18 protein-coding genes and 1 pseudogene are annotated in these 21,659 nt (G+C 71.2%); 4 read left to right on the top strand and 15 right to left on the bottom strand.

Annotation, left to right across the window (positions count from 1 at the left end; all coding sequences use genetic code 11):
* Positions 1 to 8: 8 nt before the first annotated feature.
* The gene (locus tag FJ309_15075) at positions 9 to 227 is read right to left on the bottom strand and encodes a hypothetical protein (protein ID MBM3955911.1); all 219 of its coding nucleotides are present in this window, start codon (positions 225 to 227) and stop codon (positions 9 to 11) included.
* Between the two features lie 930 nt (positions 228 to 1,157).
* On the opposite strand from FJ309_15075, the gene FJ309_15070 reads away from it, so the two are divergent.
* Positions 1,158 to 2,105 carry an esterase family protein gene (locus FJ309_15070; protein MBM3955910.1) on the top strand — a complete coding sequence of 316 codons (948 nt, stop codon included), beginning with the start codon at positions 1,158 to 1,160 and terminating at the stop codon, positions 2,103 to 2,105.
* A 133-nt stretch (positions 2,106 to 2,238) separates the two neighbouring features.
* On the top strand, positions 2,239 to 2,934 hold the full coding sequence (locus FJ309_15065) for a hypothetical protein (protein MBM3955909.1): 696 nt from the start codon (positions 2,239 to 2,241) through the stop codon (positions 2,932 to 2,934).
* 27 nt (positions 2,935 to 2,961) lie between these two features.
* Here the strand turns inward: FJ309_15065 and FJ309_15060 are convergent, their stop codons facing one another.
* The 6 genes from FJ309_15060 to FJ309_15035 form a co-directional block, all read right to left on the bottom strand.
* Positions 2,962 to 4,164: a pyrrolo-quinoline quinone gene (locus FJ309_15060; protein MBM3955908.1), complete on the bottom strand. Its 1,203-nt coding sequence runs from the start codon at positions 4,162 to 4,164 to the stop codon at positions 2,962 to 2,964.
* Between the two features lie 23 nt (positions 4,165 to 4,187).
* Positions 4,188 to 5,351, bottom strand: a complete 1,164-nt coding sequence (locus FJ309_15055) for a hypothetical protein (GenBank protein MBM3955907.1) — start codon at positions 5,349 to 5,351, stop codon at positions 4,188 to 4,190.
* A 74-nt stretch (positions 5,352 to 5,425) separates the two neighbouring features.
* A complete protein-coding gene (locus FJ309_15050) occupies positions 5,426 to 6,250 on the bottom strand; it encodes a sugar phosphate isomerase/epimerase (GenBank protein MBM3955906.1) in 825 nt (274 codons plus the stop codon).
* A gap of 96 nt (positions 6,251 to 6,346) precedes the next feature.
* Entirely contained in the window at positions 6,347 to 7,060 is a 714-nt protein-coding gene (locus tag FJ309_15045; GenBank protein MBM3955905.1) for an HAD-IA family hydrolase, read from the bottom strand.
* A 46-nt stretch (positions 7,061 to 7,106) separates the two neighbouring features.
* Positions 7,107 to 9,203, bottom strand: coding sequence for a PDZ domain-containing protein (locus FJ309_15040; protein MBM3955904.1), 2,097 nt, complete (start codon positions 9,201 to 9,203; stop codon positions 7,107 to 7,109).
* Complete coding sequence (locus tag FJ309_15035) at positions 9,164 to 10,411, bottom strand: 1-deoxy-D-xylulose-5-phosphate reductoisomerase (protein MBM3955903.1); 1,248 nt, start codon at positions 10,409 to 10,411, stop codon at positions 9,164 to 9,166. The genes FJ309_15040 and FJ309_15035 overlap by 40 nt, the downstream gene beginning before the upstream one ends.
* Before the next feature lie 132 nt (positions 10,412 to 10,543).
* Here FJ309_15035 and hflB point away from each other — a divergent pair, with 132 nt between their 5' ends.
* Complete coding sequence (gene hflB, locus FJ309_15030) at positions 10,544 to 12,676, top strand: ATP-dependent zinc metalloprotease FtsH (GenBank protein ID MBM3955902.1); 2,133 nt, start codon at positions 10,544 to 10,546, stop codon at positions 12,674 to 12,676.
* 196 nt (positions 12,677 to 12,872) lie between these two features.
* Positions 12,873 to 13,052, top strand: a pseudogene (locus FJ309_15025) (hypothetical protein).
* Positions 13,053 to 13,164: 112 nt separating this feature from the next.
* Here FJ309_15025 and FJ309_15020 read toward each other — a convergent pair.
* The 8 genes from FJ309_15020 to FJ309_14985 all read right to left on the bottom strand — a co-directional run bounded on the left by FJ309_15020 (position 13,165) and on the right by FJ309_14985 (position 21,334).
* A complete protein-coding gene (locus tag FJ309_15020; protein MBM3955901.1) occupies positions 13,165 to 14,343 on the bottom strand; it encodes a sigma-54-dependent Fis family transcriptional regulator in 1,179 nt (392 codons plus the stop codon).
* A gap of 209 nt (positions 14,344 to 14,552) precedes the next feature.
* Positions 14,553 to 15,209, bottom strand: coding sequence for a class I SAM-dependent methyltransferase (locus tag FJ309_15015; protein ID MBM3955900.1), 657 nt, complete (start codon positions 15,207 to 15,209; stop codon positions 14,553 to 14,555).
* A 230-nt stretch (positions 15,210 to 15,439) separates the two neighbouring features.
* Positions 15,440 to 16,345, bottom strand: a complete 906-nt coding sequence (locus tag FJ309_15010; protein ID MBM3955899.1) for an LpxI family protein — start codon at positions 16,343 to 16,345, stop codon at positions 15,440 to 15,442.
* Positions 16,346 to 16,359: 14 nt separating this feature from the next.
* On the bottom strand, positions 16,360 to 17,415 hold the full coding sequence (gene lpxD, locus FJ309_15005; protein MBM3955898.1) for a UDP-3-O-(3-hydroxymyristoyl)glucosamine N-acyltransferase: 1,056 nt from the start codon (positions 17,413 to 17,415) through the stop codon (positions 16,360 to 16,362).
* Positions 17,416 to 17,512: 97 nt separating this feature from the next.
* On the bottom strand, positions 17,513 to 17,977 hold the full coding sequence (locus FJ309_15000) for a hypothetical protein (GenBank protein ID MBM3955897.1): 465 nt from the start codon (positions 17,975 to 17,977) through the stop codon (positions 17,513 to 17,515).
* A 69-nt stretch (positions 17,978 to 18,046) separates the two neighbouring features.
* A complete protein-coding gene (locus FJ309_14995) occupies positions 18,047 to 19,357 on the bottom strand; it encodes an MFS transporter (protein ID MBM3955896.1) in 1,311 nt (436 codons plus the stop codon).
* A 234-nt stretch (positions 19,358 to 19,591) separates the two neighbouring features.
* A complete protein-coding gene (locus FJ309_14990; GenBank protein MBM3955895.1) occupies positions 19,592 to 20,335 on the bottom strand; it encodes an SDR family oxidoreductase in 744 nt (247 codons plus the stop codon).
* 45 nt (positions 20,336 to 20,380) lie between these two features.
* Positions 20,381 to 21,334 carry a sigma-70 family RNA polymerase sigma factor gene (locus tag FJ309_14985; protein MBM3955894.1) on the bottom strand — a complete coding sequence of 318 codons (954 nt, stop codon included), beginning with the start codon at positions 21,332 to 21,334 and terminating at the stop codon, positions 20,381 to 20,383.
* Positions 21,335 to 21,659 lie beyond the last annotated feature (325 nt).

Below are 21,659 nucleotides of genomic sequence, written 5' to 3'. Positions count from 1 at the left end.
GCCGTGCTTCACCCGCGCCTACGCCGCTTGAGTGCGATCCCCTCGCGCAGCGCCAACGCGCCGACGACGACGCTCACCACGCTGCCGATCGACATCGGGTCGATCTCGGGGACGCCGGACGGCCCGGCCCATGCGACCGAGCCGGACATCGCTCCGGCGACGACGGCAAAAAACCCGAAGCCCGAAAGCACCCGACCGGCCGCGATCGACAGCAACATGCGCGACATGGAAAACACTCCTGGGAAATGAGCCCGGCCGCGCCGGGCGGGAAAAGGGAGATCGAATGGGTGAGTCGTTGCGGGGGACCCCGCGCGCACCCGATTCGCCACGGCGGATCAGCGACGGCACGACATCGGCGCAGGAGCGAGCGCGACACTCCGCCGGGCACACGACAGCCCAGCCCCCCGCGAACGAGCGCCGGATACCTACTCCCGGCGCGACGAACGATGGGGCCCGGCGCGGCCACGATCCGATCAGACGACCGACCCGAAGGCCGAGCGCGGAATCAGATCAGCAGACGCGAGTGCCGAACGGAACCGAAAGAACCCTGCACGACGCCAACCGTAAAAACCCGGCGGCGGATCGATGTGCTTGCAGGAGCGGTTCCTGAAAAACTGCGAGAAAAATACGTTTTTTCCCGATCTATGGGAGATCACTTCTTGGCCGGTCTGATTGTCAAGTTTTTTTCTCGCGCGTTTCGAGACTTCCCGGGAGGGAGCGTGGCAAAGCCTCCGCTCGGGCTCGACAGAGGCGGGACGCCCCCCGCGCCTCTGCTCTTGCATCGACCCGCAGCCAGTGGGTGACGGGCCGATGCGAGGGCGACGGCGGATGGGCTTCGCGGGTCCTTTGTGACTGGACACACGGCGAGCGACCGTTGTCGGGTTGCGCGCGACCGATCGCCATGGGCCGGCTATGGTCGCTGCCGGCAGCGGCTGTATCCTCGCCGAGAGAGCTTCTGCTCCTGGAGCCATCCGATGACCGATTCCCGGATCCGTGGCGCCGTTTCGCTCGCCGTCTCCCTTCGGGCGCCCTCTCGTATCCCCTGTCGCGTGCGGTTGGGGCAGGTCGCGTCTGTCTTGGTCGCGTTTGTCTTGCCTGTCAGGCTTCCTGCGGTTGCCGGGCTTTTCGGGCTATTCGCCCTGGTCGCCCTTGCAGCGATGGTCGCCTTTGCCGCGCCGGTGGCGGCCCAGCCGCCGGCGGTCGACCACGACAAGGACTACGTCCTCACGCCGGTGAGCACGGCGCGCGGCGAGGGTGTGCCGGCCGGAACGACGCGGATGGTCGTCCACAACTCATCAGGGGGGGGAGTTTTTCCCGGCACGATCCGCCGGGTGTGGGTTCACCTCCCCGCCGAGTCGATCCTGAAGACGGTCGGCGCCGAGGGGCTGGCCGTGATCGTGTTTCAGGATGGCCATGCCTACGTCGACGAGCAGGGGCAATTCCGCGCGCCTGTCGTCATCGACAATCTCGTCCACGCCGGCACGATCCCGCCGGTGGCGGCGATCTTCGTCGATCCCGGTCACTCCGGCCGCACGCTGCCGGGCGAGAAGCCCGGATGGCAGCCGGCCCCGAACAACCGCAGCGTCGAATACGACACGCTGTCGCCGACCTACGCCGAGTTTCTCGAGGAGGTGATCCTCTCGATCGCCGCCTCTGACGAGCGGCTGAAGGCGGCCGGCGTTCGGCTCACCGCCGACCCCACGCGGCGGGCGATCTGCGGGATCTCGTCGGGGGGCATCTGCGCCTTCACGGTGGCGTTCGAGCGGCCCGATCTGTTTGCCAACGTGATCAGCCACGTCGGCAGCTTTACCGACATCCGCGGGGGAGACCACTATCCGGCCCTCGTGCGGAAGACCAAGGGAGCGGCCAAGCCGATCCGCGTCGCCCTCCAGGCCGGCGAAAACGACCTCGACAACCAGCATGGCAACTGGTGGCTCGGCAATCTCCAGATGCAGAAGGCCCTGGCGTTCGCCGGCTACGACCACCTGTTCATCGGCGGCGTCGGCGCCCACAACGGCAAGCATGGCGGGATGGTGCTTCCCGAGATGCTCGCCTGGATCTGGCGCGATTGGCGCGGGGCGGCACGCCCCGAACCGGCGCGGTGAGCCGACCGGCCGTTGATCCACGGCCAGCGCCTGGACCATCCCGCCGGGCCCGCCGTGTTCCCGACGGTACGATGATCGCTGGTGTCGTCCGTCCGGCGGTCGCGCCGCCGGCAGCTCCTTCGGGAAGTGCGTCATGATCATCCCTGCTTCGCGGCTCCCCGGCCGTGTCTGCCGCCGCCGGCTCGCGGCCGGCCTGCCGCTCCTGGCAGCGCTCGCGCTGTGCCCGGCCGTCGCCGCCGACCCGCGCGAGCTGTTCGCGGAGGCGGTCGACCGGCTGTTCGCCGGCCAACCGCGCGAGTCGGCGAAGCTGTTCGACGACCTGGTCGCCCTGCGGCCCGAGATCGAGCCGGAGCTGTGGCAGCGCGGGCTGGCGCAGTACTACGCCGACCGGTTTGCCGACGGCCAACGGCAGTTCGAGCGCCACAAGGAGGTCAATCCCGCCGACGTGGAAAACGTCACCTGGCACTTCGCCTGCGTGGCGCGCCAGCGCGGCGTCGCCGCGGCGCGGCAGGCCATGCTGCCGGTCGGCAGCGACGCGCGGGTGCCAATGAAGGAAGTGCTCGAACTCTACCGCGGCACCGGCTCCGCCGAGGCGGTCCTGGCCGCCGCCGCCACCGGCCCCGACTCGGCGCGGCGCAACCAGCTGTGCTACGCCCACCTGTACCTCGGCCTCCTGGCCGAGGCCGAAGGCGACGCCGACGGCGCGAAGCGTCACCTCGTCGCCGCCGCGACCACGCACCGGATGGACCACTTCATGGGGAAGATCGCCCAGCTCCACTGCCGGCTGCGCGGCTGGCTGCCGGACACAGCCGAGCCCGGCTTGCGCTGATCCGCGCCGGCACGCGACCGGCGGGCGTCATTTCCCGACGCGGTACAGCGTGGTGTTGCTGCGGACGAACAGGCTGCCGCCGGCCACCGCCGGGCTGCAGAGGATCTCGTCGCCGAGATCGAGCGTCGACACCACTTTCCCCTCGGTCTCGCCGAGGCTCACCACCTGCACCAGGCCCGCCTCGTTGACGGCCCACAGGTGGACGCCGTCGGTCACCGGCGTGCCGCTGAACGGCCCCTGGAGACGGAGCTGCCATTTCCGCTTGCCGGTCGCCCGCTCGCCGGCGGTGAGGACGTCGCCGCGGTTGAGCGTGTAGACCGTGTCGCCGGCGACGAGGCCGCTGGCGGTCGCCGGGGCAAGCTGGTTGTTGCGCCACAGCTGCTTCGGCTCGCGGCCGGGATCGGCCGGATCGAGCGCGAGCGCCGTGACGCCGTTGCTCGGCACGTAGAGCACGCCGTCGGCCAGGCAGCTCGACGCCACCGTGTCGGCGCCGTCGGCGTAGCGCCAGGCGGTGGTTCCGTCGGCGAGGCGGATCGCGTCGACGCCGGTCTTCGACTGGAGGGCGACGAGCCCCGGTGCGAGGACCACCGGCGACGTCCAGTTGGCCCCCTTGGGGCGGTCGAGGCGCCAGCGGTTGGCGCCGGTCGCGGCGTCGAGGCCGATCGTGTAGCTCTCGCTGTCGTTCTCGACCGGCACGACCAGCACGCCTCCGGCGACCAGCGGCGAGCTGGCCATCCCCAGGCTGTTGCTGACGTTGGCATAGTCGTGGGTGATTCCCCGGATCCAGCGGAGGTTGCCGTCGAGGTCGGTGCAGACGACGTCGTTCGACGAGAACACCGCGTACACCTGCCGGCCGTCGCTGCACGGCGTCGGGGCGGCGACGCTCGTCTTGGAGTGGCACATCGTCCGGCCGGTGGCGAGCACCTGCCGGTCCCAGAGCAGCTTGCCGGTGGCGGCGTCGAGGCAGACGAGGTGGAGCTTGTCCTGCGTCGGACCGTCGCTGGTCGTGACGAACACCCGGTCGCCGACGACCAGCGCCCCGGACAGCCCCCTGCCGGGGAGCGGCGCCGACCAGCGGATCGCCTCGGCCGACAGCTCCGTCGGCAGCCCCTCGGCGGGGACGACGCTCGCCCCCCCGGGGCCGCGGAACGTGAGCCAATCGGCGCCCTGCCCCCGGGCGGGGAAGGTCGCTGCCAGCAGCAGCACGGCGATCGCGGACAGCGTCTTCATCACGGCCCCCTCGGCGGCGTCGGTCATCGGTCGGCGGGGAGGACGGCAGTCCCCACTCTGTCGCAGACCCGCAACTGGAACTCCCACTCCGTCGTCCACGGCTTGCGCTGGTCGTCCTGGCAGAGCTTGACGAGGATCGTGTTCCGTCCCGGCACGAGCGTCACCGGAAGGCGGTACTGGTCGACCTCCATCCCGCGGTGGTATTCGTCGCGCCCGAAGACGAGCGTGCTGTTGAGCCACACCTTCCAGGCGTTCTTCGTGCCGAGGCGCAGCTCGGCGGCCTGCCCACGCGGAGCGACGAAGTCGGCGACCGCGTAGGCGACGACCTCCTTGAGGCCCTCCTTCGGGCCTTCTTTGGCCGGGGCAGCGGCATCGGCTGGTGGAGGATAGACGCCATTGATGTCGACCAGCCCCATCGGGTCGGCGGACGTCACCGGGCGCCACGCGACCGGCCCGAACTTGCCGGCGACGGTGGCCGCCGGATCGATCCCCGCCTCGGGCGGGTAGGCGGTCTCGTAGCCGCGCAGCGCCGGATTGTCGAACGGACCGATGACGTTCCACTCGCGGACGAAGCCGAAGTGCCGCGCCAGATCGACGGTCGCCCCCGTCTTCTCCAGGGCCTTGGCGATCGCCTGCACCTGCTCGACGTCGCGTGCGGCTGCGAACGCGCGCTGGAGCAGGGCGCGCGACTCGTCGGCCTGGCCCACCTCACCGGCCGCCTCGGCACGGTGCACGAGGGCGGCGACGGCGTCGCGCCGCAGCTCGACGCTCGGGTCGTCGAGCATCCCGTCGAGGAGCCGCGCCGCCCGCGCCTCGTCGGTGCCGCGGAGCAGGTCGTAGGCGAGCCGGCGCGGGCGCGGATCGTGGCCGGTGTCGGTGACGAACGCCTCGAGGGCGTCGGCGGGAAGCGGCCGGCCGTCGGCGATCACCGCATCGACCGCGGTCCGCAGCCAGTTGAAGGCCAGCGGATTGGCCCCGTCCATCGCCGCCAGCACGCGCGGCAGCGACTCGACGCCTGCGGCGGCGACGACGGGCCAGGCCGTCCCGGCGGCGGCGTTCCCCTTCCCCTCGTGGTCGACCTGCCGCAGCGTGTCCAGCGCCGCTTCAAACGCCGGTGGCGCCGCCCGGCCGCTTGCCGCGACGAGCAGACCGGCCACGACCACCACCGCCGCCACGAGGCGCGCCATCGTTTCCCCCAGTCACCAGACACGGTCACCGGCGCCCGGCCGCGCGGCGACCACCGCCGCACCCGCCATGCCGCTCAGACGGCGGCCAGCGCCCCCTTGGCCACCTCGAGGCACTCGCGGATGTCGGCCAGTGGATTCTCCGGGTGTTCCTCGTATTCCAGCGACAGCGCGCCGTCGGCCGGGAATCCCACCTGCTCGAGCGCCGCGAACACCGCCGGCACGTCGAGATGCCCCTTGCCGAGGATCACGCCGGTGGTCTGGTCCTGCATCTCCTTGAAGTCCTTGAGGTGGATGCCGTACAGCCGGCCCTCGAGCAGGCGGATCACCTCGACCGGGTTCTCGCCGGAGCGGATGTAGTGGCCGAGGTCGGCGCAGGCCCCGATCCGGACGTCGTGCTTCTCGATCGCCCGGAGCACGTCGACCGCCTTGTTGTAGCGGTGCTTCGGCCCGTGGTTGTGGATCGCGATCCGGATGTCGAACTCCTTGACGAGCTCGTCGAGGCTGGCGAATGACTCCGGGGCGGGGTCGGCTGAGATGATCGGGATCCCGGCCGCCTTGGCGAACTCGAACACGCGCCGATTGGCCGCAGCGTCGGCGCCGAAGCCGTTGACGCCATGGGCGGAGATCGTCAGGCCGAGGTCGGCGACCTTCCGCTTCATCGCCGTGATCTGTTCGGGGGTCGACTCGACGGGAAACATCCCGCCGTAGAACTCGATGAACTTGAAGCCGAGGTCGCGGGCGTGGCGCAGCGCTTCGTCGACCTTGTAGCCCCGCAGCGAGTACATCTGGATCCCCAGATGGAGCGGCGCGGCGGCGGCCCACGAGGGGCGCGACCCGGTGGCGACGACGGCCCCGGCGGCGGCGGCGAGAAGGGTGCGGCGGGAGATGGACGCGGACATGCGACGACTCCAGGGGGCGTGGACAGGGCGTCGCGGCGGATGATACCCCGGCGCGGGCCCGCGCCGCATCCTCGCACGACGACCCCGCCACCGTGTTCAGCCGTCGATCAGCCGGGCGTGCCAGCCGGCGCGGCGGGCCGCGGCGAGGTCGAGCCGCGGGTCGTCCCCCACCAGGATCAGCTCGTCGGGACGGCGGCCGAGGCGCCGTTCGACGGCGCGGAAGAACTCCGGCGCCGGCTTCCGCCAGCCGAGCTCCGACGAGGCGAACACGTGGCTCGCGGCGTCGAGCGGCGCGACGGCGGGGGCGATCGCGAGGAGGCGCTCGTCGAAATTGCTCGCCAGTGCGATCTCCAGCCCCGCGCCGCGCGCCGCGGCGACGAGGTCCACGCCATGCCCGACCGGCCGCCAGGCGCGGGGATCGGCGAAGTGGTCCCACAGGTCGGCGAAGATCGCCGGCAGCGCCGCCACGGGCCCGAACACGTCGGCAACGATGCCCTGCCAGCGCTCCCGTTCGCGCCTGCGGTCGGTGGCATGGGCGGGGGTCGCCGCCGCGTCGATCGCCTCCTGGCGCTGCCAGGCGGCCCGGAAGGCGACGCGGATCGCCTCGTCGTCGATCTCGATGCCATGGGCACGGCCGGTGTCGCTGTAGGCCCGGGCGACCGACGGACAGGGCTCGACGAGCGTGCCGACGACGTCGAACACCACGACCCCGACACCGGGCGGGGGAAACGCGTGGTCGGTGCTCACCGGCTGCGACGGCCCACGGGACCGTCCGGGAACGCGCGGTGGCGGGAGCGGAGGGGCACTCACGGCTGCATCCGGGGGGAGGGTCGTCCCCCGGGCCGGCGCCGGGGCGTCACCGTCGTGCGATCAGTCCCAGGTCGAGGCCGAACACGAACACCATCAAGCCGAGGATCAGGGCCAGGCCGAGGTAGCTGAGGGCCACCACCACGCCCTCGCTCGGCGGCTTGCCCCGGATCCACTCGTAGGCCAGGAACACCATATGCCCGCCGTCGAGGACGGGGATGGGGAGGAAGTTCACCACCGCGAGATTCGCCGACAGCATCGTCAGGAACAGCAGCAGGCGGCTGAACCCCTCCGACGCCGACCGCCCCGCCTGTTTGGCGATCTCGATCGGCCCGCCGAGGAGGCGCGGGCTGATCTGGTTGGTGGTCACCTTGCGGAGGAATCGCGACACGAGGCTCAGGTCCTCGCCGGCCTGCACGGCACCGCGCCGCAGGGCGCCGCCGACCGATCCCGCCTGCTCGATCCGGTACAGGGCTTCGAACGCCAGCCCCCGATCGACGACGAACCGGTCGGGGAGCGGCTCGGGTGTGAGCTCCACCGTCCGCAGCGGCGCCCCATCGGCGGCCGCGACCTCGAGCGCCAGCCGTGTGCCGGGGGGCGCCAATTGCATCTCCGCCAGCACGAACGGCCAGGTGAGCTGCTTGGGGCCGAGGGGAAGCGGGTTTCCCCCTCCCTCCGCGGCGGCATCGGGCAGCACGAACCGGACGGCGATGATCCGCTCTCCGGCGCGGATCCCTGCACGCTCTCCCGGCCCACCGGGGGTGACGCGCGACACGACCGGATCGACCGGCAGCGCGATCCCGACGCTCGACAGTGCCAGCGGGCTGGCCGGGAACCGCGGCTCCTCGATCCAGGTCACCGACCGCGGATCGAGTGTGATCGGGAGCGTCGCTCCGTCCCGTTCCACCTCGATCGTCACCGTCCGCCCCACCGCCGACCGGAGCCGGTCCTCGAGCACCGCCGGGTCGCCGACCGCGCCGCCATCGACGGCCACGATCCGGTCGCCGGGCTCGATCCCTGCCAACGCCGCCGGCGACCCCTCCTGGACCGCCGAGATCGCCAACGCTTCCATCTCGAGGCCGGTGGTCAGCCGCCGCTGCGGTGGCAGGACGACCGTCAGCGTCGCCGTGCCGGCTCCCCCAACGCGCTCGATCTCCAGACCGACGGGCCGGTCGACCCGTGCCGACAGGACCGCGATCAATTCGGCATACGTCGCCACCGGCACGCCATCGACGGCGCGGATGGTGTCGCCCCCTTCGAGGCGCGGCTCGGCGCGTCCCGCGGACCCGGGCAACCCGTCGGAGAGCTCGGCCGGGAGGCGCAGCGAGAACGGATTGACGATCCCCACCGCCGGCACCCCGAGATCGGTGTCCGGGTGGAGGAGCAACTCGCGCACCTCGCCCGAGCCGGGGCTCCGCACCCGGAACGACACGCCCCGGTCGACGTCGCCGAGCGTGACCCGCTTCTGCAGGTCGGCGAACACGGGGTTCTCACGGTCGCCGATCGCGACGATCTCGTCGCCGGTGCGCAGCCCCGCCCGCCAGGCCGCCCCACCGGGACGGACCGAGGAGATGCCGCAGGTCATCTCGCGGACGCCGAGGCCAAACGCCAGCGACGCCATCAGGAAGGCGAAGATGACGTTCATGATCACGCCGGCGGAGATGATCGCCATCCGCTCCGGAACGCTCTGCGCCGGGTAGCTGCGCGGATCCCAGGCCGGGTGCGGGCCGGCGACCGGCTCGGGGGGGAGGTCGCCAGACACGGCGGCGCGGGCCCGCTCGGCTTCGCTTTCGGCAGCGGCCGGGTTGTCGTCCTGGCCGAGCATCTTCACGTAGCCGCCGAGAGGGAGGATGCCGATGCCGTACTCGGTTTCCCCCCAGGTGAAACTCGCCAGCTTGAGGCCGCCGACGTCGAACCCGAGGAAGAACTTCTCGCACTTCACCCCGCACGCCTTGGCGACGAGAAAATGCCCCAGTTCGTGGACGAAGATCACGAACCCCAGGCCGAGGGTGACCTGGAGGAACTCGACCGGATGGGAACCGATCCAGCGCAGCAACGGCAGGCCCGGGATCGCGCCGACGAGGACTCCACCGGCCAGCGTCCCGCTCACGAGCTCATCCACTGGGCGACCTCCTGTCTGGCCCAGGCATCCAGCCGGTGGATGTCGTCGAGCGTGGGATCAGCTTGGTAGGGGTGCTCGCGGAGCGCCCGCCCGGCGAGGCCCGCGATCTCCGTGAACGGCAGCCGGCCGGCGAGGAACGCACCGACCGCGACCTCGTTGCCGGCGTTGAGCGCCGCCCCGGCGGTGCCCCCGCGGGCGGCAGCCTCGAGCCCGAGCCCCACCGCCGGAAAGCGCTCCGGATCGGCGGGCTCGAAGTGCAACGCCAGGGGAGCGGTGAGATCCAGCCGCTTCGCCGGGCCGGGAAACCGCTCCGGATAGGCCAGCGCGTACTGGATCGGCATCTTCATGTCGGGGGGACCGAGCTGGGCGATCACCGACCCGTCGACGAACTCGACGAGCGAGTGGACCACCGACTGCGGATGGACCACCACTTCCAGTTTCTCAGCCGGGATGTCGAAGAGCCAGCGGGCCTCGATCAATTCCAGCGCCTTGTTCATCATCGTCGCCGAATCGACCGTGATCTTCGGCCCCATCGACCAGGTGGGGTGCTTGAGCGCCGCCGCGGGCGTGACTGCCGCCAGCGTGGCGGCGGACTGGCCGCGGAACGGACCGCCGCTGGCGGTGAGGATCAGCCGGCGGACTTCGTGCGGCGCCCCCGCGCGGAGAGCCTGGTGGATGGCGGCATGCTCGCTGTCGACCGGCAGCAGCGCCGCGTTGCGCCGGGCGGCGAGCCGCGTCATCAGTTGCCCGGCGGCGACCAGCGTTTCCTTGTTGGCCAGGGCCACGGTCTTGCCGGCGTCGAGGGCCGCCCAGGTGCTTCTCAAACCGGCCGCCCCGACGATCGCCGACACGACACGGTCGACCTCCGGCGCGGCGAGCAATTCGTCGAGACACCTGGCACCGACGGCCAGCCGGGTGCCGGGAGGCAGGTCGGCCGACGATAACCCGGCAGCCGCGGTCTCGTCGACGACCACCATCCAGGCCGGGCGAAAACGACGGGCTTGCTCGAGGAGACGGTCGACGCTGCGATGGGCGGCGAGCAGGTGGCAGCCGAAGCGCCCGGCGGAGCCGGCGATCACCTCCAGCGTGCTCGTGCCGATGCTTCCCGTCGAGCCGACGACCGCCACGGACAGTGGCCGACGGCGTGTCTGCCGGGCGCGGAAGCCGTCTCCCTCGGTCCCCGCGTCCCCCGTCGACGGCGCGGCAACGGGGGAACGTTCTGTCTGGGCCATGAGAGGCTTTCGCGGGGATCCGGTGAGACCCTGATGGTAGGATGTGGAGGTGGTGAGTGCCACCGCAGCGGTGGCTTCCAGCCGCGATCGGTGCCGCGGTCCACGGCACCGACCGCGGCCCCTGGGGAAATCATGCGGAAAAAAACCGAGCTCCCCGGCCGATCATCCGATCGGCGTGGTCCCTGGAACAATGGCAACCTCCTCTGGTCGCTCGTCGTCCTCGGTGCGGCGGGGTTGTTCGCCCTCAGCCTGCTGGGGACGGTCCCCGAACTCGAAGTCCCGTACAGCGACTTGGTGAAGCTCGTCCGCTCCGCGACCCCGGCCCGGCCGGCAGCGGGGGTGGCCGGCGACGCCCCGGCGGAAGCCGCAGCCCCCCCCGCCGGGCCGACCGGCTGGATCGAGGTCCGCGAAGGGGCCGGCGAAACGCGCCGTGACGGCCGCTACGGCGACCTCGAAGACGTGGTGATCGGCGACTACGCCGTCACTGGCACGGTGCGCGATCTCGACGCGGCGGACAAGGCGGCGTCCCGGCGCCGGTTCCGCACCGCGATCCGCCAGAGCGAGGCCTCCGCCGGACAGCTCGCCAAGTTGCTCGCCGAACAGGGCGTGCCGCACGGCTACGAGGCGGCTCCGTCGCCGTGGCGCAACTGGCTGCCGATGCTCCTGCTCACGGCGCTGTTCGGGACGCTCCTGTTCACCATGATGCGCCGGATCGGGGGGGCGGGCAGCCCGATGGCCTTCGGCCGCAGCCGCGGGAAGATGTACGCCCAAGAGGACCTCGGGATCACGTTCGACGACGTCGCCGGGATCGACGAGGCGGTCGAGGAGCTCCGCGAGGTGGTCGAGTTCCTCCGCAGCCCGGAGAAGTACCAGGTCCTCGGCGGTCACATCCCCAAGGGGGTGCTGTTGGTCGGGCCGCCGGGAACCGGCAAGACGCTGCTGGCCAAGGCGATCGCCGGCGAGGCCGGGGTGCCGTTCTTCGGCTTGTCGGGCAGCGACTTCGTCGAGATGTTCGTCGGCGTCGGCGCGGCGCGGGTCCGCGACATGTTCCAGCAGGCCGAGGCCAAGGCCCCGTGCATCATCTTCATCGACGAGCTCGACGCGCTGGGGAAGACGCGCGGCACGAGCGTCGTCGGCGGCCACGACGAACGCGAGCAGACGCTCAACGCGCTGCTCGTCGAGATGGACGGTTTCGGTAGCAACAGCGGCGTGATCGTGATGGCGGCGACCAACCGCCCGGAGACGCTCGATCCCGCCCTCCTCCGCCCGGGGCGCTTCGACCGCCACGTCCTCGTCGACCGCCCCGACGTCCGCGGCCGAGAGGCGATCCTCAAGGTCCACGTCGCCGACGTGAAACTCGATCCCTCGGTCAACCTCGAGCAGGTCGCGCGGATCACGTCGGGGTTCTGCGGCGCCGATCTGGCCAACCTCGTCAACGAGGCCGCCCTTCTCGCCGCCCGCAACAACAAGACCGCGGTCGGGATGACCGAGTTCAACGAAGGCGTGGAGCGCGTCACCGCGGGGCTCGAGAAGAAGAAGCGGGTGATCCACGAGGACGAGAAGCGGCGCGTGGCGTACCACGAGGCGGCCCACGCTCTGATCGCCTTCTCGCTGCCCAACACCGACCCGGTCCACAAGGTGTCGATCATCCCCCGCGGGCTGGCGGCGCTGGGCTACACGATGCAGCGGCCCGAGGACGACCGCTACCTGCTCACCCAAAGCGAGCTCGAAAGTCGGATCCAGGTTCTCCTCGCCGGGACGATCGCCGAGGAGCTGATCTACGCCGACGTATCCACCGGCGCACAGAACGACCTCGAACGGGTCAGCGAGATCGCCCGGGCGATGGTGATGGAATACGGCATGAGCCGGCTCGGCCGGGTGAATTACCGCCAGAGCCAGCGCTCGCCGTTCCTCGCCGGCGCCGGGGCCGACCTGCCCCCGTCGCGGAGCCACAGCGAACAGACCGCCCGGGAGATCGACGAGGAGGTCGAGCGGATCGTCAACTCCGGCATCGACCGGGTGCGGCGGATCCTCGAATCGCGGCGCGCCGCCCTCGAGGCGATCGCGCAGCGTCTCCTCGAGAAGGAGGTCATCGACGGGGTCGAGCTGCGGGCTCTCGTCGAACAGGCGACCGGCACCCCGCAACTGGTGCCGGGAACCGACGAACGGCGTGCGGTGCGCGTGCCGGGGACCGAGGTGGGCGAAGCAGCCCCCGACGCGGTCGCCGACGGCGTGTCGCGCCACGACCCGGCCGGCCGGCCGTGACCTGATCCGACCGGTCCCGGGCGACACCATCCGGACCCTCCCCGTTCACCACGTGTTCACCCGAACGACCGGCACCAGCGGTCGAGGCTGCCCGGGGCCTCATGCGGCACTCGCGCGGATGCCGATCACCACCACTAGTCCCCCTGTCCCGAAGGGCATGGGAGAGCCGACGGAGGGCGGTTTTTCCGCGATCTCGATGTGGCGGAGTGCGTTTCTGGCGGCAGGGATCTTCGGCTGCGTCATCGGCGCCGAACTGCTGATCGTCGACGCCGTGACGCTCCTGCCGCTCGACGGCGCCGGGGCCCCCCGCAACGTCACCGCCCCCGACTGGGCCCCGTGGAGCCTGCTCTCGGCCGGTGCCGTGACGATCATGCACTGCCTGACCGCCGGCGGTGGTTCAGCCCCGCCGCTGAAGAAACAACTGCCGCCCCACCACGGCTTCCACGGCGGCTGACGCGCGGCACCGTGGCGGTGATCGCACCGCCCGCTCAGCCGTTGTCGGCCGAGTCCGGATCGTCGCCGGCCGTGGTGTCGATCCGATCCTCGCGCAGCATCCGCGTCAGCGTGTTGGCGTGGACCCCGAGCAGTTTCGCCGCCCGCGCCTTGTGGCCACGGGTGATCTCGAGGGCCTGCTTGATCGCCTGCTGCCGGAGCTTGGCCAGGTCGAGGCAGGGGAGCCGGCCCCCGGCGGCCGGGGCGGATTCGGCCGGCTCGGTGCGCTGCGGGACCCGCGGCTCGATCTGGAGGACGTAGGCCTGCTCGATGACGTGCGACAACTGCCGCACGTTGCCGGGCCAGTCGAATCCGCAGAACTCCGCCAACACCTCGGGGGCCGGCGACCATGCCGGAAGGCGGTAGCGGTCGGCGTACATCCGCGAGAAGAAGGAGATGAACTCGGGGATGTCCTCGCGCCGCTCGCGGAGCGGCGGGACACGCAGTTCGATCATGTTGAGGCGGAAGTACAGATCCTCGCGGAACGTCCCCTTCGAGACCTCCCCCTCGAGGTTGCGGTTGGTGGCCGCCACGACCTGGACGTCGATCGGCACCGGCTCCTCGGCCCCGACCGGGAACACCTCGCGCTGCTGGAGCACGCGGAGCAGCTTGGCCTGCAGCTCCAGCGGCATCTCCCCGATCTCGTCGAGGAACACCACTCCTTCCTCGGCGGCACGGAAGATCCCGAGCGCCTTCCCCTGGGCACCGGTGAACGCTCCCTTTTCGTGGCCGAACAACTGACTCTCGGCCAGCGATGGCGACAGCGCTCCGCAGTTCACGGGCACGAACGGCTTGCCGGCCCGGGGGCCGCTGCGGTGGAGGAGCCGGGCCCACAGTTCCTTGCCGGTGCCGGTGTCGCCGCACACCAGGACGGTGCACTCGACCGCCGCCGCCCGCTCGATCGAGCGGGCGATCTTCCTCATCGTGGCGTTGCTGCCGAGCACCCAGTTGGCCGTCTCGCCGGCGCCATCGCCCCCCGCCGCGGACGTATCCTTCGGCCCCTTGGGCAGAGCGGCGGACTGGCCGTTGCCGTGGAGCCCGTCGACCCGTCGCTGCAAGCCGTCGGGAGGCGCCTCAGGAGGCGCCTCGAGGCTCACGACAGGATCGAGCGAGCCACCGGTGGGAAGCCGGGCGGCGCGGCCGAGACTGCGGAACGGACGGGGCTGGAATTCCATTCGACTTCCGTGCTGTGAGCCGGGTCTTGCCTGCCCGGCGGCGCGATCAAGTCACGATAGTAGAACGGCGAAAAGACCTTGAATCAAGCGTCACATACAGCCCTCACAGCCCGCCTAGACGGGTCTGAAACTCCCTCCATCCCCGAGAATCCCGCTCTTTGCGAGCCTGTGGCAACAGCTCTCGATCCCCTCTTCCGGAGAGGAAACCGCTACGGCGTGAGCGCCCGTGCCGGGTCGCTCCCGAAAAACAGGAGGTGCTGCCAGGGGAGGCGGTCAAATTCCCGCTCGAGGCGGAACCCGCCCGGCTCGAGCTCGGCCCGCACCTGGGCCTTGGTCATCTTGTGGAGCGGCTTGATCGGCACCGCCGCATCCTCGCCGCGGAACTCGGCGAGCACCAGCCGGCCGTCGCGCGACAAGCTCTCGCGGATCCGGGCGAGCATCGCTTCGGGGTGGGAAAACTCGTGGTACACGTCGACGCACAGCACGAGGTCGATCTCGCCCCGGGGGAGCCGGGGATCGATCGCGGTGCCGAGGATCAGGCGGAGGTTGGTGATCCCCTCCACCGCCGCCCGACGGGCGAGGAGCCGGAGCATCTCCGGCTGGATGTCGACGGCATACACCAGCCCCTCGGGCCCGACGCGGCGGGCCAGATCGAGCGTGTAGAAGCCATTGCCGGCGCCGAGATCGCACACGGTCTGGCCGGCGCGGACCTCGAGCGCCTCGAGCAGCATCCGGCAGTCCTCCTCGCGCTGCCGGCTTTCGCGCACCAGCCACGGGGCGCCGGTGTAGTGCATCGTCTGGGCGATCTCGCGCCCCATGTAGAACGGCGCCGGCGGCGGGATCGGCTGGCGCCGGTCGATCTTCATGTCGATCGGCGGCAGCCGGCCGCGCACCGGCCGCCGCGCCGGGGCGGGGTCGTCGCCGTCGTCGCCTTCGGGATCGTCCTCCGCCGCGGCCGCGGCGGCGGCGTCGGCAGGTGCCGCCACCTGCGCGGCGACCGGCAGCGCCACCGGCGCCAGGGCCAGCAGCAGCACCGGCACGGCGATCGCGGTCAGGCAACGCATCTTCGTAGTATAGGAGACCGCCCCGACCTCGGTCACGCCGCCGCCGCATCCTCGTCGAACGCCGGCACGCCGTCGGCATCGGAAAAGCCGACGAGCGAAATCCCCCCCGCGGCGGCGGCGGCGGCGAGTGCCGCGGCATCGACGAGGATCGTCCGCCCCGCCTCGATCGCCAGGACCCGGCCGCGGCCCGCGCGGATCGACTCGAGCGTGCCGATGCCGACGGTCGGCATGTCGTAGCGGAGGTCCTGCTGGGGCTTGGCGACCTTGACGACGACGAAGCCCCCGGCCGGGCAGAGCGTGCCGGCGCGGCGGATGCAGGCGTCGGTCCCCTCGATCGCCTCGAGGGCCAGCGGGGCGCGGCGGCGGACGACCACCGTCTGGCCGATGTCATGCCGCCCCAGTTCCTTCGCCAGCCGCCACCCGAAGGCGACGTCGGCCAGCTCGGCGGCCGACAGCGGCCGCCCGGCGAGCAGCCCGGGGGTGGCGAGGAGCTCCGGGGCGAATGCCGTGGCCGGGCAGATCCGCACCCCCCCGGCCTCGAAGGCGGCGGCGATTGCGGCGAGAAGCGAATCGTCGCGGTTGTCCTTCCGCCGGCTCACGAAATGGGGCCAGAACGTCTTCAGCCCGCGCCAGTCGGGCAGATGGTGGAGCCAGGCGCGGCGCGCGAACAGCTTCGTCTTGTGGATCTTGCCCGCCATCGTCGCCCGGCGGGCGCCCGCGCGGCGGAAGAAGTCGATCGCCTTGCCGATCTCGGCCACGCCCACCGTGCCATGGACATCGGCGAGCGGTTCGAGGGCGGCGTCGGCGTGATCGCGGATCGTGAGGATCGCCGTCCGCCCGCCGTGGCGGCGGATCGCCTCGGCGACGACCTCCGGGTAGCGCCCCCAGCCGGCGAGGATGCCGATCGTCTCACCGTCCAGTCCGCGCGCCGGCTCCATCGACCGCCTCGGCCTCAGGCCGCCTCCCGTTCGCCCGCCGGCGGGGCGGCGGCTGCCAGCGCCGCGATCCGCGCCATCAGGTCCTTGAGCTGCCGGCGCATCTCCGGCAGCTTGCTGATCGCCGCGAGCTGCAGCTTCCGCTCGCGGAGGTCGATCGCCGGCTCGCCGAGGACGGTGGCCCCGGCGGCGACGTCACACGACACGCCCGAGCGGGCGCCGAGCACGGCCTTGTCGCCGATGTGGACGTGGTCGCGGACACCGACCTGCCCGGCCATCACAACCCAGTCGCCGGTCGACGTGCTCCCGGCGACGCCGACCTGCGAGCAGAGCATGTTGTGGCGGCCGATCCGGCAGTTGTGGGCGACCATCACCTGGTTGTCGATCTTCGTGCCGCGGCCGACCGTGGTCGGGCCGTAGGTGCCCCGGTCGATCGTCGCCCCGGCACCGACCTCGACGTCGTCGGCGAGCTCCACCCAGCCGAGCTGTGCCGACAGTTCGAGTTGGTCGCCGGCGAGCCGGTAGCCGAAGCCGTGGGCACCGAGCACGGCCCCCGCATGGATCCGGCAGCGGCAGCCGACGACCGTGTCGTCCTCGAGGACGGCGTTGGGATGCACGACGGTGCCCGCGCCGATCCGGCAGCCGGCGCCGATCCGCGCCCCGGAGTGGATCGTGACGCCGTCGCCGAGCACCGCTTCGGGGCCGATCGTCGCCAGCGGGTGGACGTCGACGTCGGTGCCGAGGACGGCCGTGGGGTCGACCACGGCCTGCGTGCTGACGCCGCTCCGCCTGAACGCCCGCGGAGGCCGGAAGCAGAGGACGGCGGCGGTGAACGCGGCGTGGACGTCGGCAACCTCGATCGACGGCCGATCGAGCGGGCCGGTGCCGGCCGGCACCAGCGCCGCCGCGGCGCGGCTCGTGGCGAGGCGCGGGAGGCGCTCGGCGGCGTCGACGAGCGAGAGGTCGGTTTCGGTCGCCGTCTCCAGCGTCGCCGCGCCGCTGACGGTGCAGCTGGCGCCGAGGAGCGTGCCTCCGACGCGGCGGGCCAGCTCGTCGAGAGGAAACGAGGGCATGGGAATCGCTCCGGGGGACGGCGGCCCGCGCCGGCGCCGTGGCAGCGCACGGGGAGGGGGAGGTATAGGGCGCGCGTCCCCCCTGCCGCAAGACGAGTCAGGCGGCGGCGCGGAGCGCGATCCACCCCGCCAGCAGGCCGCGGGCCGACCAGAGGACCGTCCGGATCCAGTTGCTCGTCACCAGCCAGGCGTGCGTCGCTTCGTCCCAGCCCCGGCTCAAGCGCTCGTGGCAGGGCACCTGGACGAGGAACGTGCTGGCCTGGAGGGCAACGAGGGCCCCGAGGGCCAGCCACGGCACCCACGCCGGCACGCCGCGTGGCGGGTACCGGACCAGGGCGGCGGCCAGCAGCCCTTCGATGAGCATCACCGGGACGACGATCCAGCCGGTGCGCTCACGATGTGCCGCCTCGTAGCGCGGGAAGTCGTCGTGCGGCCAGCCGGCCATCAGCGGGTAGTGGACGAGCTGGACATACCAGATGAGGCCGACCATGAACGCCGTCGCGGCGAGGTGGCCGATGGCGAGCCCGGCGGCACCCGTGCGACCGGCTACCGCCGCCGTCATTGTCCCGTCAGTGCCCCCCACGTCGCGGTCCCTCGGTCGGCGGTGGGCACGCGCCACGGATGCCGGGCGTCAGGTGACGATCTGCGGCTCGGTCTCGAGGTCGTCCTCGGCGTCGGCCGCCGTCGCGATCGAGCGCGGCGGCCAGAAGAAGATCAGCAGCATCAGCGCCGCCAGCACCGCCAGGCCGGCCGGCACGAGGAACAGCCGCCGGTAGTCGGTGACGTCGGCGGTGGTCAGCGAGCTCTGCAACGGGATGAAGAACCACTTCGCCGCCAGATCGCCGAGCCCGAGGACGAGGAGGTTGAACAGGCTCTGGGCGCTGGAGCGGACGTCCTTGGGGAAGACCTCGTCGATGAAGATGTAGAGCGTCGCGAAGAAGAACGCGTAGCAGATGCCGTGGAGCACCTGGACGGCGATGATCATCGCCTGGTTCTGCGGCATGAAGGCGAACACCGCGAACCGCACGGCATGGCCGAGGATCCCGAGGATCATCGTCCACTTCCAGCCGAGCTTGGCGAGCACGGCGCCGAGCACGCTCATCGTGAGGATCTCGGCCACCTGGCCGATGCTCATCACCGGCATGATCCATTCGGGCTTGATCCCGACGCGATCGCTGCCGAGGAACCCGCTGGCGAGGAGGAAGTAGCCGTTGTGGATCATCGAGTCGAGGAACGTGACGAGAAACAGCACCAGCAGGAACGGCTTGAGCAGGTACTGGCCGGCGGTCAGCGCCGCCAGGCCACTCCCGCCATCGGCGCTGCCACGGCGCGGCGGCGTGTGCGGGAGGGTGAGGCTGTAGGCGGCCAGCGCCAGCGACAGCACTCCCGAGACGAGGAAGATCGTCCGGCTGGCGGCGACGGCGTCGGCACCGGTCTTGCCCTGGAGGATGAAGTACAGCGGCCAGGCGACGAGGATCCAGCCGATCGTGCCTCCCATCCGCACCAGGCCGAACTCGCGTTTGGCATTGCTGAGGTGCGTGAAGGCGATCGAGTTGGAGACCGAGATCGTCGGCACGTAGAGCAGCGAGTGGACGAGCATCAGGCCGAAGAACGTGGGGAAGTCCTTCGCCCAGTACATCCCCAGGATCGCCAGGCCGCCGATCAGGTGGCTGGCGGCCATGAATTTCTCCGCCGCGAACGTGCGGTCGGCGAACTGGCTCGAGAACAGGATCCCGACGATCGACGCGATCGCGAAGGCGCTGCCGACCCAGGCCTGCTGGGAGTCGGAGAAGCCGAGCCCGTCCTTCCCCATGTAGCCCCAGATCAGCGGGAGCCACGCCCCCCAGATCGCGAACTCCAGGACCATCATCAGCCACAGCCGGAACGTCGGCGTCCCGGAGGCGGATGGATGCGAATCGGACGAGAACGGATTTGTGTTCATGATGGATGAGCCTACCTCGCCCCCCGGATGGGGCAAACGACACCTTCGGCTCGGCGGGCGAAACGGCGTGCCCGCCTGCCCCCCGACCGGTACGACCGTCACCACCCGTCCACGATTGATTGTCTCCGAAAACCGATCCTGCCCAAAGAGCAGGGAGGGGCAGGTGCACACTCATTGCAGGCTGCCGCCGGAAACTGCCAGGAACGGCAGACAGCCTCCCCGGCCATGCGGGCATCAGCCGGTGCGGACGCGGAGGTCGGCCAGACCGCCGTCGATTCCGATCACCTGCCCGGTGACCCACGACTGCGCCGGATCGAGCAGCCAGGCGATCGCCCGGGCGACGTCCCCCGGCTCGCCGAGGCGGCCGAGCGGGTGCATGGCGATCGATGCTTTCTCGGCCGGTTCGCTCGCGATCACGCCACGCGACAGGGGCGTCCGCACCAGGCCCGGTGCGACGGCATTGACCCGGATTCCGGCCCGGGCGTAGGTCGCCGCGGCGGACAGCGTGAGGCCGATGACACCGGCCTTGGCGGCGGCGATCGCCTCGTGGTTGGCAAGCCCGACCCGTGCCGCGGCACTGCTGACCAGCACGACCGCCCCCCCCTGCTGCCGCAGCACTTTGCCCGCCGCGTGGACGCAGGCGAACGCCGTCGTCAGGTTGGCGGCGAGCGTCGCCTGCCACTCCGCGGCCGTCGTCAGGTGAGCGGCCTTGAGGAGGATCGATCCGGCGCAGTTGACGATACCGTCGAGCCCGCCGAGACGGCCGGCGGCTCCTTCGACGCATGCCGACAGGGCATCGACATCGCTGGCATCACACGCAGCTCCGTCGCACCCGAGCCGGTGGGCCGTGGTGGCGACCCGGTCCGCGTCGCGGGCAACGAGAAATGGCCGGTGGCCAGCAGCGACGAGCGCTTCTGCGAGGGCCCCACCGATGCCACCGGTGCCACCGACGATCACGACGCGCTGCGACACCGCCATCTCCCACTCGGCCGCGGTCAGGCGGCACCGCGCTGCCGGCCGGACTCAGAGCCAGTCACCGACCGTCTGCTCGAGGTGTGCTTTGGCCGCCATCCCCCGGAGCTTTTCCATCGCGCGCGACTGAATCTGCCGGATCCGTTCCTTGCAGACGCCCATCGAGCTGCCCAGCTCACGGAACGTCCGCGGCGCCTGGCCGTCGAACCCGAACCGGGCGACGACGATCTGCCGCTCGCGGGGCTCGAGGTCGGCGAGGAACCCCTCGAACAGATTCTTGAGCAGGCCGATCTGCTCGGCGGAACAGTACGGCGACTGCTCGGACGACTCGGGGCGGTCCTTGAGGGCCGCATCGTCGACGACGAACCGAGTGCGGAGCTGACGATTGCGGTGCGAGATCCGGAAGAAGTGGCGCTGGATCGCGTAGGTGGCGTAGGTGCTGAAGCGGTTGCCGAGGGCGAAGTTGAACTTCTCGACCGCTCGCAAGAGCGCGATATTCCCCTCGGCGACGAGCTCGTCGAACGAAAGGTGCAGGTCGGCGAACTTCTTGGCGATCGAGACCACGAGGCGGAGGTTCGACGTGATCAGGATCGAGCGGACGGAGTCGGCCTCCGCGAGGAGCGACTCGACCGTCGCCATCTGCCGCTCGGTGGCGCGCTGCGGGTCGAGCTGCCCGCGGCGGGTCGCCGCCGTGAACTTCAGCCAGTTGAGCCGGCGAAAGTAGTACTGCTCCTCTTCCTTGGCGAGCAACCGGGTCTGGTACAGGCTGGCGAGGTACGGCGTCAGTTCGCGGCCGGCGGGAACATCGACGCCCGACTGCGTCAGCGGCACGGCCGCCTCGGCAGGCGGGGTGCTGGCCAGCGCCTCGGCGTTGGCCCCGAGGAACTGCCGGCAGGGGACGTAGTCGATCTTGCGGGCGAAGAAAGCCTCGCGCCGCTGGGCGGCAGCACTCTTGGCACGCCTTGTCTCGCCGGTCCGCCTGACCCGTTTGGCCGTCGCAATCATGGGCCGATCCTCATCTCGCCGCCTGGACCACTGTCGGCACCGCCCCGCTGACAGGTGCCATCGGACTAACCGGACCGGGGCGTGGCTGCTAACTGTCCGTGGACAAAGCCCTCCATGGCCTTTGTCCACTCAGGCGACCGCGGGAAACGCCGAGGGTTTCCCGGGCCGCCGTCGGCCGCATCCGGCGGCCGAGCCGAGCTGTCCGTGGACAAAGCCCTCCATGGCCTTTGTCCACTCAGGCGACCGCGGGAAACGCCGAGGGTTTCCCGGGCCGCCGTCGGCCGCATCCGGCGGCCGAGCCGAGCTGTCCGTGGACAAAGCCCTC

The organism is Planctomycetota bacterium (assembly GCA_016872555.1).
Lineage (GTDB): Bacteria > Planctomycetota > Planctomycetia > Pirellulales > UBA1268 > F1-20-MAGs016.
The sequence above is the reverse complement of the archived record's forward strand: the minus strand, read 5'-3'. Positions and strand labels throughout refer to the sequence as shown.

Excerpts from the sequence above, each read along its gene's own strand:
- FJ309_15075 (MBM3955911.1), bottom strand. The coding sequence starts at position 227 with ATGTCGCGCATGTTGCTGTCGATCGCGGCCGGTCGGGTGCTTTCGGGC.
- FJ309_15070 (MBM3955910.1), top strand. The coding sequence starts at position 1,158 with ATGGTCGCCTTTGCCGCGCCGGTGGCGGCCCAGCCGCCGGCGGTCGAC.
- FJ309_15065 (MBM3955909.1), top strand. The coding sequence starts at position 2,239 with ATGATCATCCCTGCTTCGCGGCTCCCCGGCCGTGTCTGCCGCCGCCGG.
- FJ309_15060 (MBM3955908.1), bottom strand. The coding sequence starts at position 4,164 with ATGAAGACGCTGTCCGCGATCGCCGTGCTGCTGCTGGCAGCGACCTTC.
- FJ309_15055 (MBM3955907.1), bottom strand. The coding sequence starts at position 5,351 with ATGGCGCGCCTCGTGGCGGCGGTGGTGGTCGTGGCCGGTCTGCTCGTC.
- FJ309_15050 (MBM3955906.1), bottom strand. The coding sequence starts at position 6,250 with ATGTCCGCGTCCATCTCCCGCCGCACCCTTCTCGCCGCCGCCGCCGGG.
- FJ309_15035 (MBM3955903.1), bottom strand. The coding sequence starts at position 10,411 with ATGGCCCAGACAGAACGTTCCCCCGTTGCCGCGCCGTCGACGGGGGAC.
- hflB (MBM3955902.1), top strand. The coding sequence starts at position 10,544 with ATGCGGAAAAAAACCGAGCTCCCCGGCCGATCATCCGATCGGCGTGGT.
- FJ309_15020 (MBM3955901.1), bottom strand. The coding sequence starts at position 14,343 with ATGGAATTCCAGCCCCGTCCGTTCCGCAGTCTCGGCCGCGCCGCCCGG.
- FJ309_15015 (MBM3955900.1), bottom strand. The coding sequence starts at position 15,209 with ATGAAGATCGACCGGCGCCAGCCGATCCCGCCGCCGGCGCCGTTCTAC.
- FJ309_15010 (MBM3955899.1), bottom strand. The coding sequence starts at position 16,345 with ATGGAGCCGGCGCGCGGACTGGACGGTGAGACGATCGGCATCCTCGCC.
- lpxD (MBM3955898.1), bottom strand. The coding sequence starts at position 17,415 with ATGCCCTCGTTTCCTCTCGACGAGCTGGCCCGCCGCGTCGGAGGCACG.
- FJ309_15000 (MBM3955897.1), bottom strand. The coding sequence starts at position 17,977 with ATGACGGCGGCGGTAGCCGGTCGCACGGGTGCCGCCGGGCTCGCCATC.
- FJ309_14995 (MBM3955896.1), bottom strand. The coding sequence starts at position 19,357 with ATGAACACAAATCCGTTCTCGTCCGATTCGCATCCATCCGCCTCCGGG.
- FJ309_14990 (MBM3955895.1), bottom strand. The coding sequence starts at position 20,335 with ATGGCGGTGTCGCAGCGCGTCGTGATCGTCGGTGGCACCGGTGGCATC.
- FJ309_14985 (MBM3955894.1), bottom strand. The coding sequence starts at position 21,334 with ATGATTGCGACGGCCAAACGGGTCAGGCGGACCGGCGAGACAAGGCGT.